The organism is Sporacetigenium sp. TC11, from assembly GCF_058146105.1.
Window position 1 is genome coordinate 16560 of record NZ_JBYVNY010000005.1, and the last position, 17803, is coordinate 34362.

Below are 17803 nucleotides of genomic sequence, written 5' to 3' on the forward strand. Positions count from 1 at the left end.
AAATTATTTCTTTATTATAGCGCCAAACTTACAACTATCTATACAAGCGCCACACTTTAAGCATTTATCTATATCTACTTCATGTTGTTCTTTAACTTTTCCGTTGATAGCGCTTGCTGGACATATTCTAGAACACTTAGTACATCCTATGCACTTATCAGTTATATAGAAGTTTAGTAGTGCTTGACATTTACCAGATGGACATGTCTTATCTATAACGTGAGCTTTATATTCATCCATAAAATACTCAAGAGTACTTAATACTGGGTTAGGAGCACATTTACCTAATCCACATAAAGAAGTAGTTTTTATAGTTGAGGCTAAATTATATAAATCATCTAAATCCTTTTCAGTTCCTTTTCCTTCTGTTATCTTAGTTAACATTTCATGTAGACGTTTATTTCCTATACGGCAAGGAGTACATTTACCACAAGATTCTTCAACTGTAAATTCTAAGAAGAATTTAGCTATATCAACCATACAATCAGAGTCATCAAGAACTAGCATACCACCAGAACCCATCATAGAACCTATAGAACTTAATGAATCAAAGTCAATAGCTATATCTAAGTGCTTAGAAGGTATACATCCACCTGATGGACCTCCAGTTTGAACGGCTTTAAACTTTCTATTATCAGGTATTCCTCCACCTATTTCATAAACTATCTCTCTTAATGTAGTACCCATAGGAACTTCAACAAGACCTACGTTATTTATCTTTCCGCCAAGTGCGAAAACCTTAGTTCCTGATGATTTTTCTGTACCCATTTCTTTGTACCATTGGCCACCATTATTTATTATTATAGGTATATTAGCAAGTGTTTCTACGTTATTTAAGCAAGTTGGTTTTTCCCATAATCCCTTTTTAGAAGAAGAATGCATCTTCATTCTAGGCTCTCCACGTTTTCCTTCTATAGAGTGCATTAAAGCAGTACCTTCTCCACATACGAATGCTCCAGCACCATATTTAAGCTCTATATCAAAATTAAAGTCTGTTCCTAATATATTTTTTCCTAATAAACCTAATTCTCTAGCTTGGTTTATTGCAACTTCTAATCTATGGATTGCAAGTGGATATTCTGCACGAATATATATATATCCAGTATCTGCTCCTATTGAATATCCGCATATAGCCATAGCTTCTAATACACTGTGTGGATCACCTTCAAGGATAGATCTATCCATAAACGCACCTGGGTCACCTTCATCAGCGTTACATATTACATATTTTTCATCGTTTTGAGCTACTTTTGTAGATTCCCATTTAATACCTGTTGGGAAACCTGCGCCACCTCTACCTCTTAAGCCAGATAATTTCATTTCGCTTATTACATCATCTTCACTTAATGAAGATAGACATTTTCCTAAAGCTATATATCCTTCATTTGCTATATATTCATTTATATCTTCAGGGTTTATATAACCACAGTTTCTTAAAGCTATACGACTTTGTTTTTTGTAAAATGACATATCGTGATGTCTATGAACTTTTTGTTTTATAGAAGGTTCTTCAAATAATAATCTATCTATATGATTTCCATTAATTATATGTTCTTTAACTATTTCTTCTGCATCATTTGGAGAAACCTTTACATAAAAGACATCATCGGGATGAATTTTAACTATAGGTCCTTCAGCGCAGAATCCAAAACATCCTGTCAATGATACGAAAACGTTATCCTCAAGGCCAGCATTTTTTATATGAGTATTTAAATTTTCTATTAATTTTTCACTTTGAGATGATTGACATCCTGTACCACCACATACTAGTATGCTTCTTTTTGTTATTTCGCCGCTAAAAGACTCATTTCTTAGGTCTAACATAGGCTTTACTATATCTCTTAAAGATAATAATTCACTTATTGATTGTATTTTAGCCATACTTAATGTCCCCCTTAAGTTATTTTTAAGCTTCTGCAGAAGCAGCTTCTAATTCCGCTGGAATCTGTTTGTATTCTTCTAATATACCTGCAACATCTTCAGGTTTTACATGACCATAAACTTTTTCATTTATTACAACAACTGGTGCTAGACCGCATGCACCTACACATCTTAAACCATCTAAACTAAATCCAAGATCTTTTGTTGTCTGCCCTGATTTTATACCTAAGTGTTTTTCAAACTCAGCTAATATTTTATCAGCACCCTTTACAAAGCATACTGTACCTAAACAAACATTAATTTTATATTTTCCTTTTGGCTCCGTTGTGAAGTATGAGTAGAAACTAACAACACCATAAACATGAGCTGGAGATATATTCAACTTCTCTGATACATATAGTTGAACTTCTTTTGGAAGATATCCAAATATCCCTTGGGCCTTATGAAGAACTTGTATTAAAGCACCTTCCTTAGTAGAAAGAGAGCTTATAAATTCTCCTAAATCGTTAAATTTTTGACTATTTTTTGCATAAAAGTTGCACATTTAATTTGTCCTCCTCGTTTAACAAAAGTCTTATGCAAAGCATATTATTTCAGAATATGGTTATAAATTAACAATTATGTTAACATATTATTAAAACAATTCTAAAAACTTTGCAAATCTTTCCTTACAAAAACATTATAATATAATTATCAAATTAATAAAAGACTTTTTAGTAGTTAAAATTGCAAAAAAACTTTAAATTCTTAATTAAGCGACAAAAAAATACTAAAAATGAAAAGAGAATTGGTAAGACCACTTTAAAAAATATGTCAAACTATTGACAAGCTCGTAGAAAACGATAAAGCATTATGAAAAATTGTAATATAATTAACGAAAACAAAATAGTTTATTTATTAAATAAAGGTAAAGAGAAAAGTTCAAACAAGAGGTTATAAAAATATTTATATTTCTAAAAAGCTATAAAATATAATATCAAAACCTTTAATAGGGGAGTAGATATAATAGTGATTGTATTTACTCCCGCTAAATATGTTTAAATTATTTTTTTACTATAGCTCCAAACTTACAATTGTCCATACAAGCACCACATTTTAAACATTTATCAATATCTACTTCATGTTTTTCCTTTACTTTTCCGTTTATAGCATTAGCAGGACATACTCTAGAACATTTAGTACATCCTATACACTTATCCGTTATATAGAAGTTTAGAAGTGCTTGACATTTACCAGTTGGGCATTTTTTATCTATAACATGAGCCCTATATTCATCCATAAAATACTCAAGTGTACTTAATACTGGGTTAGGAGCGCATTTGCCTAGCCCACATAAAGAAGTATCTTTTATAGTTTGTGCTAAATTGTGTAAATCATCTAAATCTTTTTCAGTGCCTTGACCTTCTGTTATTTTAGTTAATATTTCATGTAAACGTTTATTTCCTATACGGCAAGGAGTACATTTACCACAAGATTCTTCAACTGTAAATTCTAAAAAGAATTTAGAAATATTAACCATACAATCAGAATCATCAAGAACTAACATACCACCAGAACCCATCATAGAACCTATAGCACTTAATGATCCAAAATCAATAGGAGTATCTAAGTGCTTAGTAGGAATACATCCACCAGATGGACCGCCAGTTTGTACAGCTTTAAAATTTCTATTATTAGGTATTCCTCCACCTATTTCATATACTATTTCTCTTAATGTAGTACCCATAGGAACTTCGACAAGACCTACGTTGTGCACCTTGCCACCAAGGGCAAAAACTTTAGTACCTGATGAATTTTCTGTACCCATCTCTTTATACCATTGGCCACCATTATTTATTATTATTGGGATGCTGGCGAAAGTCTCCACATTATTTAAACAAGTCGGTTTTTCCCATAATCCTCTTTCAGTAGGGAAGACTATGTTCATTTTAGGTTCTCCACGTTTTCCTTCAATAGAATGAACTAAAGCAGTACCTTCTCCACATACAAATGCTCCAGCACCATATTTAAGTTCTATGTCAAAATTAAAATCTGTTCCTAATATATTTTTTCCTAACAAACCTAATTCCCTAGCTTGGTTTATTGCAACTTCTAATCTATGTATTGCAAGTGGATATTCTGCACGTATGTATATATATCCAGTATCTGCTCCTATTGAATATCCACATATAGCCATGGCTTCTAGTACGCTATGAGGATCTCCCTCAAGTATAGATCTATCCATAAATGCCCCTGGATCACCTTCATCAGCATTACATATTACATATTTTTGATTATTTTTGGATATCTTTGCAGCTTCCCATTTAACACCTGTAGGGAAACCTGCTCCACCTCTGCCTCTTAATGCAGATAGTTTTATTTCATTAATAACATCGTCTTCGTTTAACGAAGTTAGACATTTTCCTAGAGCTAAATATCCTTCACTTGCTATATATTCATTTATATCTTCAGGATTTATATGACCACAATTCCTTAAAGCTATACGATTTTGTTTTTTATAAAATGACATATCGTGATGTCTATGTACTTTTTGTTTTATAGAAGGCTCTTCAAAAAGTAATCTATCTATATGATTTCCGTTGATTATATGTTCTTTAATTATTTCTTCTGTATCATCTATAGAAACCCTTACATAAAATACATCATCAGGATGAACTTTAACTATAGGTCCTTCAGCACAGAACCCAAAGCATCCTGTTAATGATACACGAACATCGTCTTCGAGACCTGCATTTTTTATATGAGCATTTAAATTTTCTATTATTTTTTCACTTTGAGATGATTGGCAACCCGTACCCCCACATACTAATATATCCCTTTTTCTTGTTTCACCGCTAAAACATTCTTTTCTTAATTCTAATGAAGGCTTTACTTTATCTCTTAAAGATAATAACTCATTTATTGAATTTATTTTAGTCATACTGATATCCCCCCTCTCTAAATAATTTTTAAGCTTCTACAATAGCAGCTTCTAATTCTGCTTGAACTTTTTTATATTCTTCTAATATTCCTACAACCTCTTCAGGCTTTACATGTCCATAAACTTTATCATTTATGACAACAACTGGAGCTAAACCGCATGCACCTACACACCTTAATCCATCTAAACTAAATTTAAAATCTTTTGTTGTCTGACCAGATTTTATGCCCAATTGTTTTTCAAACTCAGCTAATATTTTATCAGAACCTTTTACGAAACATACCGTACCTAAACAAACATTAATTTTATACTCGCCTTTTGGTTCCGTTGTGAAATATGAGTAGAAACTAACAACCCCATAAACCTTAGCGGGAGATAAATTTAACTTCTCTGATACATATAATTGAACTTCTTTTGGTAAATATCCAAATATCCCTTGAGCCTTATGAAGAACTTGTATCAAAGCTCCTTCTTTGTTAGCAATAGAGTTTATAAATCCCTCTAACTCACTAAACTTTTGATTGTTTCTCTCGTGAAAGCTACACATTTATTTATTCCCCCTTATTTAAAAATAAATAATTTCCAAAACTCCTAAATACCTTAGTTAATATATTATAATATAATTAATAGATTATTAGAATAATTTTTAATAATCAGAATTAGTTAAATATTAGTCAATTTATAATACATTAATAAAAATAAAATATTAATAAGTTGTAGTATTTAGAATTTATTGTCGGATTATTAACAAAGTTGTATAATGAAAAAGAGACTCATATCGATAGGAGGAAACATAATGAAAAACTATCTAATATTAACAGGTTCAACTAGTCATATGTTAAAAGGGGATAAGATTTTAAAAGATAATGATATAAATACATCTTTAGTTCCAGCACCTTCAGAGTATGGAACTGTATGTGCAATAGCTATAAAAGTAAATGAAGATAATTTAGAAAAGACAAAGAAGCTTTTACTAGATAACAATATAGTAATATCTGGAATTTATGAAGATAAAACAGAAAAGATAAGCGGTTTAGTAGAAAGATTAAAAAATAAAGTTATAAGGGAAGAGTTTTTAAATATACTTCAAAAAATTGAAGTTGGAGAAGAACTTAATTATGAAGATATAGTAATGTTGTTAAAAACAGATAGAGAAGCAGAGGTACAAGCGCTCTATAAAGCAGCTAATGAGATGACAAAAAAGATAATAGGAGATGTAGTAGATATAAGAGCAGCAATAGAATTCTCTAATCACTGTATAAAAAATTGTAAGTATTGTGGTGTTAGAAGGGAACTCCCAGAACTTGAAAGATATAGAATGGATGAAGAGGAAATAATGAAAGTAGTTCATGAATTAAAAGCTATGGGGCATCATACAGTAATACTTCAATCTGGAGAAGACACATGGTGGACAAAAGAGAAAATGGGAGATATTATAACTAGAATAAAAAGTGAAACAGGAATGAAAATAACTTTAAGCCTAGGAGAAAGAACAAAGGATGAATATGAATATTTTAAAAAATTAGGAGCAAATAATTATTTACTAAAAATAGAAACTACTAATAGAGAAATATTTAAACATGTACATCCAGATGATGACTATGATCATAGAGTTGAATGCTCTAAAATTTTAAAAGAATTAGGATATCTAAATGGGTCTGGGTGTATTATAGGCCTTCCTGGACAAAGAGAAGAGGATATAGCAAGGGATATACTTTACTTTAAAGAAATGGGTATAAATATGATAGGAATAGGACCATTCTTGCCGGCAAAGGGGACACCACTTGAAAAGTATCCAGCCGGAAGTCCAGAGCTTACATTAAAGGCTGTTGCTGTTACTAGACTTGTTTGTAAGAGGGTATTTATACCAGCTACAACTGCCCTTGCAAGTGTGGATCTTAAATATCAAGCAAAGGCTTTAATGTCTGGAGCAAATACTTTAATGCTTGTAAACACTCCAGCTAAATATAGAGAAAACTACCAAATATACAGTGATAAAAATATGATAGATTTAAAAGCGGCATATGATTCTATAATTGAAGCTAATAAGAAGTTTCCTTCTTTTTTAAAAATTGACTGGGAGGTATTTAAAGATGATAGAAACGCCTAAAGGTAATAGACTTCACATAGGAATATTTGGAAGAAGAAATGCAGGTAAGTCAAGCTTAATAAATGCATTGACTAATCAAGATATAGCTCTAGTATCAAATGTAGCAGGTACAACAACTGATCCTGTTTATAAAGCAATGGAAATTTTGCCAATAGGGCCAGTAATGATAGTTGACACAGCAGGATTAGACGATGAAGGAGATTTAGGAGAACTTAGAATAAAAAAGACATTACAAGTACTAAACAAAATAGATGTAGCTTTAATAGTAATAGATTCAAATGAAGGAATTAGTGAAGCTGATATAGAAATATTAAACAATATAAAAAGCAAAAATATTCCCACAATCGGAGTGCTAAATAAAACAGATATATCTGGTATTGACGAAAATGTATTTAATCATATAAAAAAAGAGCTTGGCATAGAAATTATAAAGGTAAGTTCTAAAACTAGAAATGGTATAGATGAATTAAAAGAAGCTATTATAAAAAATACACCACAAAACTATGAAAAAAAATATATAGTAGGAGATTTGATAAATAAGTACGATTATGTAGTTTTAGTAACGCCAATAGACAAAGCGGCTCCAAAAGGAAGGCTTATACTTCCACAACAACAAACTGTAAGAGATATTATAGATAATGGAGCAATATCTATAGTAACTAGAGAGACTGAGCTTAAAGAAACTCTAGAAAACTTAGGTAAAAAGCCATCTTTAGTAATAACAGATTCTCAAGCATTTAAAGTTGTAGACAAAATAGTTCCAGATGATATACCTTTAACATCTTTTTCTATATTGTTTGCTAGATACAAAGCTGATTTAAAAGAACTAGTACTTGGAATCAATAAAATAGAACATTTAAAAGATAATGATAGGGTACTTATATGTGAGGGATGTACTCATCATAGACAAGAAGGGGATATAGGTAAAGACAAAATACCTAAGTGGATAGAGGAAATAGCAAATGCTAAATTAGATTTTGAGTGGTCTTCTGGAGTAGCATATCCATCAATTGATGAGATAGATAAATATAGCCTTATAGTGCATTGTGGAGGCTGCATGTTAAACCCTAAGGAAATGCAATTTAGGGTTGAACAGGCTAAACAAAATAATATTCCTATAGTAAATTATGGAGTACTTATAGGCCATGTAACAGGGGTGTTAGACAGAGCCTTACAGCCATTTCCAGATATAAGAAAATCATATAGGAATATAAAATAACAAAATCGGGGGGATGCCTAGTGGTAACCATTAGGGTTAATGGGGAAGAATATAGTGTACCTAAAAACTACACTATTTTAGAGGCTTGTAAAAGTATAGGAGTAGATATACCTAACTTTTGCCATGATGAAAGATTAGTTCCACATGGGTCATGTAGGATATGTGTAGTGGAGATAAAGGGAAAAAAATCTCTAGAAACTGCATGTGGAACAAAAGTAAGAGATGGTATGGAAGTATATACAGCGAGCAGAAAAGTAAGAATGGCAAGAAGAGAAATATTAGAACTTATAATAGCAGATCATGCACTTGAATGTACAACTTGTGGTAAAACAGGGTCGTGTAAATTACAGGATTATTCTCAAGAATATTTATATTCTATAGACAAGAATAAATATAGAAATAATAATAAAAGCCTTCCAATAGACGAGAGTAATCCTTTTTATATATACGATCCTAACAAGTGTATAATGTGCAAAAAGTGTGTAAGGGTATGTGAAGAACTTCAACAAACATATGCTATAGACTGTGTTAATAGGGGATATGAAACTATAGTAAGACCTTTCTTTGAAGAACCACTAAATGAATCAAGATGTGTATCTTGCGGTAATTGTGTATCAGTATGTCCAGTAGGCGCTTTGGTTCCAAAAAATGAAATGTTTTGGGAAACAGAAAAAGTAAGAACTACTTGTTCATATTGTGGAGTGGGTTGCCAATTAGATTTAAGGGTGAAAAATAATAAAGTAGTTGGTGCAGAACCAGCTAATGGAGCATCAAATAATAGTTTGCTTTGCGTAAAGGGTAAATTTGGTTATAAATTTATAAACCATAAAGATAGATTAAAGAGCCCACTGATAAAGAAAAATGGTGTATTTGAGGAAGTAAGTTGGGATGAAGCATACGAATACATAGTAGAAAATTATAAAAGAATAAATAACGAATTTGGATCAAATTCATTTGCAGGATTAACATCTGCTAGATGTACTAACGAAGAAAATTATTTATTTCAAAAAATGATGAGAGCAGTGATGAAAACTAATAATGTAGATCATTGTGCTCGACTCTGACACTCATCTACAGTTGCAGGGCTTGCAACTACACTAGGTAGTGGTGCTATGACTAATAGTATAGAAGAAATAGAGAATATGAATACAATATTTGTAACAGGATCAAATACAACAGAAAATCATCCTATAATAGGAGCTAGAATAAAACAGGCAGTAAGTAAGGGTGCAAAACTTATAGTAGCAGACCCAAGGAGAATAGAACTTGCTAAGTATGCAGATGTGTTCTTACAAATAAAACCTGGATCAAATATAGCTTTACTTAATGCTATGATGAATGTAATAATAAGTGAAAATCTTCAAGATATAAATTATATAAAAGAAAGAACTGAGAATTACGAAGGATTAGTAGAAATAGTTAAGGATTATACTCCAGAAAAATGTTCAGGAATTTGTGGCGTAGATGCAGAGGATATAAGAAAAGCAGCTAGATTATATGCTAAAGCTGATAATGCAGGTATATTTTATGCCATGGGTATAACTCAACATAGAACTGGTACACAAGGAGTTATGAGTGTATCAAACTTAGCTCTACTTTGCGGTAATATAGGAAAGGAAAGCTCTGGCGTTAATCCACTAAGGGGTCAAAATAATGTCCAAGGGGCATGTGACATGGGTGGACTTCCTAATGTTTTAACTGGATACCAAAATGTAACTGATGAAAATGTCATAGAAAAGTTTGAAAAAGCTTGGAAATCTGAACTTTCAAGGGATGCTGGTCTTACCTTACCTGAAATTATGAACTCTATAGAAGAAGATAAAGTTAAATTCTTATATATAATGGGGGAAAACCCTATGATATCAGACCCAGATTTAAATCATATAGAAAAAGCTTTAAAACATTTAGACTTCTTAGTTGTTCAGGATATATTCTTAACAGAAACGGCAGAATATGCAAACGTAGTATTGCCTGCATCTTCTTTTGCTGAAAAAGACGGTACATTTACAAATACTGAAAGAAGAGTTCAAAGAGTTAGAAAGGCAATAAAGCCAGTAGGAAATTCAAAACCGGACTGGATAATAATTATGGAACTTATGAACAAATTAGGATATGAGAAAAATTATTCTAATCCAAGAGAAATAATGGAGGAAATAGCATCACTTACTCCTCAATATGGAGGGATAAACTATGATAGGCTAGAAGAAGGTAGTCTACAATGGCCATGCCCAACATCAGATCATTTAGGAACTAAGTATTTACACAAAGACAATTTTGCAAAGGGAAAAGCTACATTTGTTCCATCTGATTATATAAGAAGTTATGAAGAAACAAATGAAGAGTACCCATATGTATTAATAAATGGTAGAATACTATACCACTATCATTCAAGAACTATGACAGGAAAAGTAGATGGATTAAATGAAAAAGCTCCTAGCTCTTATATAGAAATTAATCCTATTACAGCAAAAAAACTAGGAATATTAGATAATGAAAAATTAAAGATATCTTCTAGAAGAGGGGAAATAATTACCACTGCTAAAATAACGGATATAATAGAAGAAGACATATTCTTTATGCCATTCCATTTTGCAGATGGAGCTGCAAACTATTTAACTAATACTGCTTTAGATAGTATAAGTAAAATACCAGATTTAAAGGTATGTGCAATAAATGTTCAAAAGGTTTCTGAAAGTGAAGAAGCTATACAAGAGGTAGCAATGGAAGGGATATAGCGAACCCAGGAGGAAATTATGTTTAGGGTAGGAATAATAACATCAAGTGACAAGGGATCTGTAGGAGAACGAGAAGATAAAAGCGGAGAGTTAATAAAAGATATAGTAACACATAACGGATATGAAGTTATTAGATATATAGTATTACCAGATGAAAAAGAAGAACTAGAAAAAGAAATGATTTATATGTCAGACGAACTTTGTGTAGATTTAATATTAACTACAGGTGGAACAGGATTTTCAAAAAGAGATGTAACACCTGAAGCTACACTAAACGTAGTTAATAGATTAGCGCCAGGTATATCTGAGGCTATGAGATACTATAGTCTTACTATAACTAAAAGAGCTATGTTATCTAGAGGAGTAAGTGGAATAAGAAATAATACACTTATAGTAAACATGCCAGGTAGTCCAAAAGCTGTAAAAGAATCACTAGAATATATAATAGATAGCTTGCATCATGGACTAGAAATACTAACTGGTAAAGCTAGTGACTGTGCTAGAAAGTAGATGATACTATGGAGTTATTTGGATCTGCAGTTATATTAGCAGGTGGAAAAAGTACAAGAATGAGATTTGATAAGCAGCTATTATGTATAGATGAAAAAAGAATAATATATAATATAGCTGATAAATTAAAATATGAATTTGAAGACATAATTATAGTAAGTAATAATCCAGAGTATTATAGAGAAAGTAATTACAAAGTTGTAAGTGATGAAATAAAACAATGTGGACCTCTTGGGGGAATCCACGTAGGATTAAAAAATAGTATTAGTAAGTATGTATATTTTATTGCATGTGATATGCCTAATGTAGATTTAAGCTACATTAGGCATATTAAAAATAAAATAAATAATTTAGAAATAGATGCTTGTTTAACTCATATAAATGAAAGAATAGAACCTTTTCACGGATTTTATAATAAAAATATGTATGATGATATAAAATTTCATATATATAAAAATAATAGAAAATCTATATTGGGGTTCTTGGAGCTAAATAATAAGAGGTTAGTTTATATTAATGATGATGAATTTTATAAAAATAGATTCGATGAATCTATTTTTATAAATTTAAACACTCCAAAGGATTTAGATAATTATATAAAGGAAATGAAAATAGTATGAACGTAACTAAAAAATACAATATAAATAAATACAGTGAAGATGAGTTAAATGAAAAAGAAGATTTAGTAATAGTAGAATATCCGTTTACTATATTTTTAAATGAAAGTGAATTTATAACTCTTTTATGCTCTCCAAAATCATTAGAACATTTAGCTGTGGGATTTCTGCATTCAGAAGGTATTTTAAAATCTGTAGATGATATAGAAAATATAAAAATAGACAAAGATAAAGGTCATGGATATATTGAAACTAAAAATAAAAACTTATTATCTCAGAAATTATATGGAAAAAGAACTATTACAACTGGGTGTGGAAAGGGAAGTATATTTTATAACATAATAGATGGAATAAAGTGTAACAAAGTAGAAACTAAAATAAATATAAATCATAGTGACATATTAAACTTAATGAAATCATTTAATAAAAAATCAGAATTATTTTTAGACACAGGTGGAGTTCATAGTGTAGGATTGTGTAATAATAATGAAATATTGTTTTTTGAAGAGGATATAGGAAGGCACAATGCACTAGATAAAATTATAGGAAAATGCCTTTATGAAAATATATCTATAAAAGATAAATTAATTATTACAAGTGGAAGAATAACGTCAGAAGTAATTTTAAAATGTGCCAAAATAGGTATTCCACATATAATATCTAGATCAGCTCCAACTAATTTAGCAATAGATATAGCGAAAGACCTTAATATAGGTTTAATAGGATTTGCTAGAGGAAATAAAATGAATATATATTTTTAAAGTCCTACATAAATGTAGGACTTTTGTATTTTTTGTAGAATACAAAATATAAAGTACATTGTATTAAGGGGTGTTTTGATGAAAAAATTAAATTTATTATCGCTTTTAGTTATTTTGATACTTTCTCTAGTCGGATGTACTAGTACTAACACTACAGAAGAATCGGAGGAAACAAAAGAATCTAAACCACAAAGTATTATATTATCTACTACTACAAGTACGCAAGACAGTGGTCTTTTGGATTATTTACTTCCTAAGTTTACAGAGGAAACTAGTATAGAAGTTAAAACAGTAGCGGTTGGAACTGGAAAAGCTATAGAAATGGGTGAAAATGGGGAAGCAGATGTGCTTTTAGTACATGATAGTAAATCTGAAGAAGAGTTTGTAAAGGAAGGATTTGCTAAAGAAAGACATGATGTTATGTATAACGATTTTGTCTTAGTAGGGCCAAAGGACGATAAATTAAAATTAAAAGAGGTATCAGGGGATGAAAAAATAAAACAAGGATTAAATTCTATATACGAAAATAAAGATATTTTTGTGTCTAGAGGAGATGACTCAGGTACTCACAAAAAAGAATTAAGATTATGGGAATCAGCAAGTTTAAAGCCAGAAGGGGATTGGTATATATCAGCAGGTTCTGGAATGGGAGAAGTACTTAAAATGGCAAGTGAAAAACAAGGATATACGTTATCTGATAGAGCAACATATTTAGCTATGAAAGATAGTTTAGATTTAGATATAGTTATTGAAAAAGATACAAACCTAAATAATCAATATGGAGTTATGGTTGTTAACCCAGAAAAATTTGAAAATTTAAATTCTGAAGGGGCTAAAAAGTTTGAAGAGTGGATACTAAGTGAAGAAATACAAAAGCTTATTGGTGAATTTGGTAAGGATAAATACGGAGAATCTCTATTTATACCAAATGCAAAATAATAGGAGGAAGTAATGAATTATATAATAGAAGGTATTAAGGAAAGCATAAATATGTTACTAAATTTTGATAAAGAATTATATTCAATAATATTTTTATCTTTAAAAGTATCATGTCTAGCTACATTTATATCTTCTGTTTTTTTTATTCCCATAGGAATATATTTAGGAATAACAGAATTTAAATTCAAAAAAATATTTTCAAGACTTTTATATACTTCTATGAGTATACCATCTGTAATAGTAGGATTAGTAATAGCCATAACTTTCACTAGAAATGGACCTTTGGGATTTTTGGATATTATGTATACATATGAAGCTATGATAATAGCACAATTTATATTAGTTTCTCCATTAATATTAGGACTTACATATAATTTAGCAAAATCAAGGGGAAGCGAAATAGAAAAACTAGGTATAACACTAGGTGCAAATAAATTACAAATTATAGTGCTTATTATAAAAGAATTAAAAAATGATATATTTATAAATATTATAACTGCATTTTCAAGGGCAATATCTGAAGTTGGAGCTGTTATGGTAGTTGGAGGAAACATAAAAGGATACACAAGGGTTATGACAACGTCAATTGCTATGTTTAATTCAATGGGGGACTATTCAATGGCTATAGCCTTAGGTATAGTATTACTTTTTATATCTTTTATAGTGAATATTATAACTTATACAAATTATGTGGAGGATTAAAGTGGATATTGAAATAAAAAATCTAAAAAAGTATTATAAAGATAAGCTTATTTTAGATATACCTAGCTTAAATATAGATTGTAATAAAATAACAGGAATAGTTGGAGAAAATGGAGCAGGAAAAACCACTTTATTAAATATAATAGCTGGAATTGATAAAGATTATGAAGGAGAAATTTTATATAGTGGTCAGGCTCTAAACAAGAATATACAAAAGGAAATAACTTTGATATTTCAAAAGCCTAGGCTTTTAAATAGATCAGTATATAAGACTATAGCTTACCCACTAGAAATAAGAAATATAAAGAGAAATGAACAAGAAAGTAAAATAAAAGATATTTTAAATAGATTAGATATATACAATTTAAAAGATATGAATGCAAGTAAGTTATCAGGTGGAGAACAACAAAAGGTATCTATTGCTAGGGCAATGGTGTTCAAACCAAAAATACTTATGCTGGATGAGCCAACTTCTAACATTGATTCTAACAGCATAAATATTATAGAAAGGGAACTATTAGATTATCGCAAAAGAGAAAAAGCTACAGTTATTATTATAACCCATAACAAAGAACAAGCTGAAAGCTTATGTGATAATATAATAACTCTTAATAAAATTTAATATCAGGGGGAATTTTTATGTTTGGGTATATGGGGAAAGTTTTAAGAATTAATTTAAGTACTAAAGAGTGTAAATTTGAGGCACTAAATGAAAAAAGTGCCTATGACTACATAGGATGCAGGGGATTAGGGGTAAAGACATATATTGATGAAGTAGACCCTAATGTAGAGCCTCTAAGTGAAGAAAATAAGGTAATAATTGCTACAGGGCCATTAACAGGAACTACTGCTCCAACTGGTGGAAGATATATGGTAGTAACTAAATCTCCACTTACAAATGCAATAGGCATAGCAAACTCAGGAGGGTTTTGGGGAACTCAATTAAAAAGAGCTGGCGTAGACATGATGATAGTTGAAGGAAAATCAGAAAGTCCAGTTTATATAGTTATTGAAGATGAAAAAGTAGAAATAAAAGACGCATCTCATATATGGGGAAATGTTGTATCTAAAGCTACTGAAACTTTAAAGGCTGAAACATCTGATAAACATAAAGTATTATGTATAGGACCAGCAGGAGAAAATTTATCTCCTATGGCTGCTGTAATGAATGATGTTGAAAGAGCGGCAGGAAGAGGAGGCCTTGGAGCAGTTTTAGGATCTAAAAATCTAAAGGCAATAGTTGCTCGTGGAACTAAAACTGTTGAAATAGCACATAAAGAAAAATTCAAAGAAGTAGTAAAGGAAAAATCAAATAAACTTAGAAATGACCCCGTTGGAGGAAGTGGACTTCCTACTTATGGAACAGCAGTACTTGTAAATATAATAAATGAAAATGGAATGCACCCAGTAAAGAATTTCCAAGGTTCATATACAGATCCAGATGTTATAGAACCAATAAGCGGTGAATCTCTTACAAAGGATCATTTAACTAGAAATACCCATTGTGCAGCATGTCCTATAGGTTGTGGGAGAGAAGTTAAGTTAAGAGATGGAAAAGTAGTAGGTGGCCCAGAGTATGAAACTATATGGTCATTTGGTGCTGATTGTAATATGTTTGATATGAATTATGTAAATGAAGCTAACATGCTTTGTAATGAATATGGACTTGATACAATATCAGCAGGAGCTACAATAGCTGCAGCAATGGAGTTATATGAAAAAGGATATATATCTAATGATGATATAAAAAATGATGATGCTACATTGAACTGGGGAGATGGTGAATCTATAGTAAAATGGGTAGAAAAAATGGGAAGAAAAGAAGGATTTGGAGATAAACTAGCAGAAGGTTCTCATAGATTATGTGAAAAGTACTCTTACCCAGAAGCATCTATGACAGTAAAAAAACAAGAAATAGCTGCTTATGACCCAAGGGGAGCTAAAGGGATAGGACTAAATTATGCTACTAATAACCGTGGAGGATGCCATATAAAAGGATATATGATAAATCCTGAAATACTAGGTTATCCAGAAAAATTAGATAGATTTTCAAGTGATTTAGAAAAGGTTAAAGCTACTATAGGCATACAAAACTTCACAGCGGTAATTGATGCCCTTGGACTATGTGTGTTCACGACATTTGGATTAAAAGATGTTCAAGATTATGTAGATTTATATAATTCATGTTGTGGAACTGACCATACAGAAGAAAGCATAATGAAAGCTGGAGACAGAATTTGGAATCTAGAAAAATTATATAATTTAAATTCTGGTTTTACTAAATCTGATGATAGTCTTCCAAAGAGATTATTAGAAGATCCGGTATCCGAAGGTCCATCAAAAGGAGAAGTGCATCCATTATCAGAAATGCTTGATGTATATTATAAAGAAAGAGGATGGAATGAAGATGGAGTTATTACATTAGAAAAATTAAAAGAGTTAGGGTTAGAAGAATATAGATTAGAAGAAATAACTTCTCAAGGCTAAAATAAAGAGGTATACAAATGAACAAAAAAATAGAGATAAGATTGTTCGCTACACTAAGAGAAGGTAGAATCCGTAGATCTTATATTGACGCTAAAGATATTAGAGAAATTTTAGATATACTAAATATAAAAGAGGAAGAAATAGCTATGTTGCTATTAAATGGAAGAGATGCAACATTAGATACTCAAATAAACGATGGAGATATTTTATCTATTTTTCCTCCTGTAGGAGGCGGTTAAATGGACTTTGAAAGATATTCTAAAAATATGAAAACTTTTTCCATTGAAGAATTAAAAAATTTATTTGAAAAGAAAGTTTGTGTTTTAGGATGTGGAGGATTAGGTGGATATGTAATCCAAATACTATCTAGATTTGGTATAGGATATTTAACTATTGTAGATGGAGATAGCTTTGCTATCTCCAATCTAAATAGGCAGGTATTTTCTGATGTTAATTCAATAGGAATTAATAAAGTAACAAAAACAAAAAATGATTTACAAATAATAAATCCAGAAATAAAAGTAAGCCCAATACATTCTATGTTAAACATAGATAATGCTTATGAAATACTGTGTGGTCATGATATAGTAATAGACTGTTTAGATAATATAGAAACGCGGATGTTAGTTCAAGAAGTATGTGAAAATTTAAATGTACCTTTTGTACATGGAGCGATAGCAAGTTTTTATGGACAAGTTACTACTGTTTTTCCAGGTGACAAAACATTAAATAAAATATATAAACATGGAAATGTAGGTGTAGAAAAAGAACTAGGAAACCCATCATTTATACCACCATGTATAGCTTCGATACAGGCTTGTGAAGCTATAAAACTTTTAAATAATAAGGGAGATTTACTGAGAAATAAGGTTTTGTACATAGATCTCTTAAATAATGAATTTGAGACAATAAGTTTTTAAAG

16 protein-coding genes are annotated in these 17803 nt (G+C 30.7%); 12 read left to right on the top strand and 4 right to left on the bottom strand.

Going from position 1 to position 17803, the window contains the following annotated elements:
- Nucleotides 1-3 precede the first annotated feature (3 nt).
- From ACUSRV_RS09005 to ACUSRV_RS09020, 4 genes are all read right to left on the bottom strand, one after another.
- On the bottom strand, nucleotides 4-1881 hold the full coding sequence (locus ACUSRV_RS09005; RefSeq protein ID WP_490141613.1) for an NADH-ubiquinone oxidoreductase-F iron-sulfur binding region domain-containing protein: 1878 nt from the start codon (nucleotides 1879-1881) through the stop codon (nucleotides 4-6).
- A 25-nt stretch (nucleotides 1882-1906) separates the two neighbouring features.
- Nucleotides 1907-2425: an NADH-quinone oxidoreductase subunit NuoE family protein gene (locus tag ACUSRV_RS09010; RefSeq protein ID WP_490141614.1), complete on the bottom strand. Its 519-nt coding sequence runs from the start codon at nucleotides 2423-2425 to the stop codon at nucleotides 1907-1909.
- 498 nt (nucleotides 2426-2923) lie between these two features.
- Nucleotides 2924-4801 (bottom strand): NADH-ubiquinone oxidoreductase-F iron-sulfur binding region domain-containing protein, encoded by a 1878-nt coding sequence (locus tag ACUSRV_RS09015; protein WP_490141615.1) that lies wholly within the window; start codon nucleotides 4799-4801, stop codon nucleotides 2924-2926.
- A 28-nt stretch (nucleotides 4802-4829) separates the two neighbouring features.
- On the bottom strand, nucleotides 4830-5348 hold the full coding sequence (locus ACUSRV_RS09020) for an NADH-quinone oxidoreductase subunit NuoE family protein (protein WP_490141616.1): 519 nt from the start codon (nucleotides 5346-5348) through the stop codon (nucleotides 4830-4832).
- Between the two features lie 249 nt (nucleotides 5349-5597).
- On the opposite strand from ACUSRV_RS09020, the gene hydE reads away from it, so the two are divergent.
- The 12 genes from hydE to ACUSRV_RS09080 all read left to right on the top strand — a co-directional run bounded on the left by hydE (nucleotide 5598) and on the right by ACUSRV_RS09080 (nucleotide 17801).
- Nucleotides 5598-6911, top strand: coding sequence for a [FeFe] hydrogenase H-cluster radical SAM maturase HydE (hydE, locus tag ACUSRV_RS09025; RefSeq protein WP_490141617.1), 1314 nt, complete (start codon nucleotides 5598-5600; stop codon nucleotides 6909-6911).
- Nucleotides 6895-8130, top strand: coding sequence for a [FeFe] hydrogenase H-cluster maturation GTPase HydF (hydF, locus tag ACUSRV_RS09030; protein ID WP_490141618.1), 1236 nt, complete (start codon nucleotides 6895-6897; stop codon nucleotides 8128-8130). Before hydE ends, hydF begins: the two co-directional genes overlap by 17 nt.
- A 20-nt stretch (nucleotides 8131-8150) precedes the next feature.
- On the top strand, nucleotides 8151-10865 hold the full coding sequence (fdhF, locus tag ACUSRV_RS09035) for a formate dehydrogenase subunit alpha (RefSeq protein ID WP_490141783.1): 2715 nt from the start codon (nucleotides 8151-8153) through the stop codon (nucleotides 10863-10865).
- Between the two features lie 18 nt (nucleotides 10866-10883).
- Nucleotides 10884-11375, top strand: coding sequence for a MogA/MoaB family molybdenum cofactor biosynthesis protein (locus ACUSRV_RS09040; protein WP_490141619.1), 492 nt, complete (start codon nucleotides 10884-10886; stop codon nucleotides 11373-11375).
- A gap of 8 nt (nucleotides 11376-11383) precedes the next feature.
- A complete protein-coding gene (gene mobA / locus ACUSRV_RS09045) occupies nucleotides 11384-11995 on the top strand; it encodes a molybdenum cofactor guanylyltransferase (RefSeq protein WP_490141620.1) in 612 nt (203 codons plus the stop codon).
- A complete protein-coding gene (fdhD, locus tag ACUSRV_RS09050) occupies nucleotides 11992-12753 on the top strand; it encodes a formate dehydrogenase accessory sulfurtransferase FdhD (protein WP_490141621.1) in 762 nt (253 codons plus the stop codon). The genes mobA and fdhD overlap by 4 nt, the downstream gene beginning before the upstream one ends.
- A 78-nt stretch (nucleotides 12754-12831) precedes the next feature.
- Nucleotides 12832-13692, top strand: a complete 861-nt coding sequence (locus tag ACUSRV_RS09055; RefSeq protein ID WP_490141622.1) for an ABC transporter substrate-binding protein — start codon at nucleotides 12832-12834, stop codon at nucleotides 13690-13692.
- 12 nt (nucleotides 13693-13704) lie between these two features.
- The gene (locus ACUSRV_RS09060; protein ID WP_490141623.1) at nucleotides 13705-14394 is read left to right on the top strand and encodes an ABC transporter permease; all 690 of its coding nucleotides are present in this window, start codon (nucleotides 13705-13707) and stop codon (nucleotides 14392-14394) included.
- A 1-nt stretch (nucleotide 14395) separates the two neighbouring features.
- Nucleotides 14396-15016: an ABC transporter ATP-binding protein gene (locus ACUSRV_RS09065; protein WP_490141624.1), complete on the top strand. Its 621-nt coding sequence runs from the start codon at nucleotides 14396-14398 to the stop codon at nucleotides 15014-15016.
- A 17-nt stretch (nucleotides 15017-15033) separates the two neighbouring features.
- Nucleotides 15034-16881 (top strand): aldehyde ferredoxin oxidoreductase family protein, encoded by a 1848-nt coding sequence (locus tag ACUSRV_RS09070; protein WP_490141625.1) that lies wholly within the window; start codon nucleotides 15034-15036, stop codon nucleotides 16879-16881.
- Between the two features lie 17 nt (nucleotides 16882-16898).
- Nucleotides 16899-17120, top strand: coding sequence for a MoaD/ThiS family protein (locus ACUSRV_RS09075; protein ID WP_490141626.1), 222 nt, complete (start codon nucleotides 16899-16901; stop codon nucleotides 17118-17120).
- Nucleotides 17121-17801 (top strand): HesA/MoeB/ThiF family protein, encoded by a 681-nt coding sequence (locus ACUSRV_RS09080; protein ID WP_490141627.1) that lies wholly within the window; start codon nucleotides 17121-17123, stop codon nucleotides 17799-17801. It begins immediately after the preceding gene.
- The last annotated feature ends 2 nt before the right edge of the window (nucleotides 17802-17803 follow it).

Bases quoted from the DNA above. Each gene is read 5' to 3' on its own strand.
- ACUSRV_RS09005 (WP_490141613.1), bottom strand. From the start codon at position 1,881: ATGGCTAAAATACAATCAATAAGTGAATTATTATCTTTAAGAGATATA.
- ACUSRV_RS09010 (WP_490141614.1), bottom strand. From the start codon at position 2,425: ATGTGCAACTTTTATGCAAAAAATAGTCAAAAATTTAACGATTTAGGA.
- ACUSRV_RS09015 (WP_490141615.1), bottom strand. From the start codon at position 4,801: ATGACTAAAATAAATTCAATAAATGAGTTATTATCTTTAAGAGATAAA.
- ACUSRV_RS09020 (WP_490141616.1), bottom strand. From the start codon at position 5,348: ATGTGTAGCTTTCACGAGAGAAACAATCAAAAGTTTAGTGAGTTAGAG.
- hydE (WP_490141617.1), top strand. From the start codon at position 5,598: ATGAAAAACTATCTAATATTAACAGGTTCAACTAGTCATATGTTAAAA.
- hydF (WP_490141618.1), top strand. From the start codon at position 6,895: ATGATAGAAACGCCTAAAGGTAATAGACTTCACATAGGAATATTTGGA.
- ACUSRV_RS09040 (WP_490141619.1), top strand. From the start codon at position 10,884: ATGTTTAGGGTAGGAATAATAACATCAAGTGACAAGGGATCTGTAGGA.
- mobA (WP_490141620.1), top strand. From the start codon at position 11,384: ATGGAGTTATTTGGATCTGCAGTTATATTAGCAGGTGGAAAAAGTACA.
- fdhD (WP_490141621.1), top strand. From the start codon at position 11,992: ATGAACGTAACTAAAAAATACAATATAAATAAATACAGTGAAGATGAG.
- ACUSRV_RS09055 (WP_490141622.1), top strand. From the start codon at position 12,832: ATGAAAAAATTAAATTTATTATCGCTTTTAGTTATTTTGATACTTTCT.
- ACUSRV_RS09060 (WP_490141623.1), top strand. From the start codon at position 13,705: ATGAATTATATAATAGAAGGTATTAAGGAAAGCATAAATATGTTACTA.
- ACUSRV_RS09070 (WP_490141625.1), top strand. From the start codon at position 15,034: ATGTTTGGGTATATGGGGAAAGTTTTAAGAATTAATTTAAGTACTAAA.
- ACUSRV_RS09075 (WP_490141626.1), top strand. From the start codon at position 16,899: ATGAACAAAAAAATAGAGATAAGATTGTTCGCTACACTAAGAGAAGGT.
- ACUSRV_RS09080 (WP_490141627.1), top strand. From the start codon at position 17,121: ATGGACTTTGAAAGATATTCTAAAAATATGAAAACTTTTTCCATTGAA.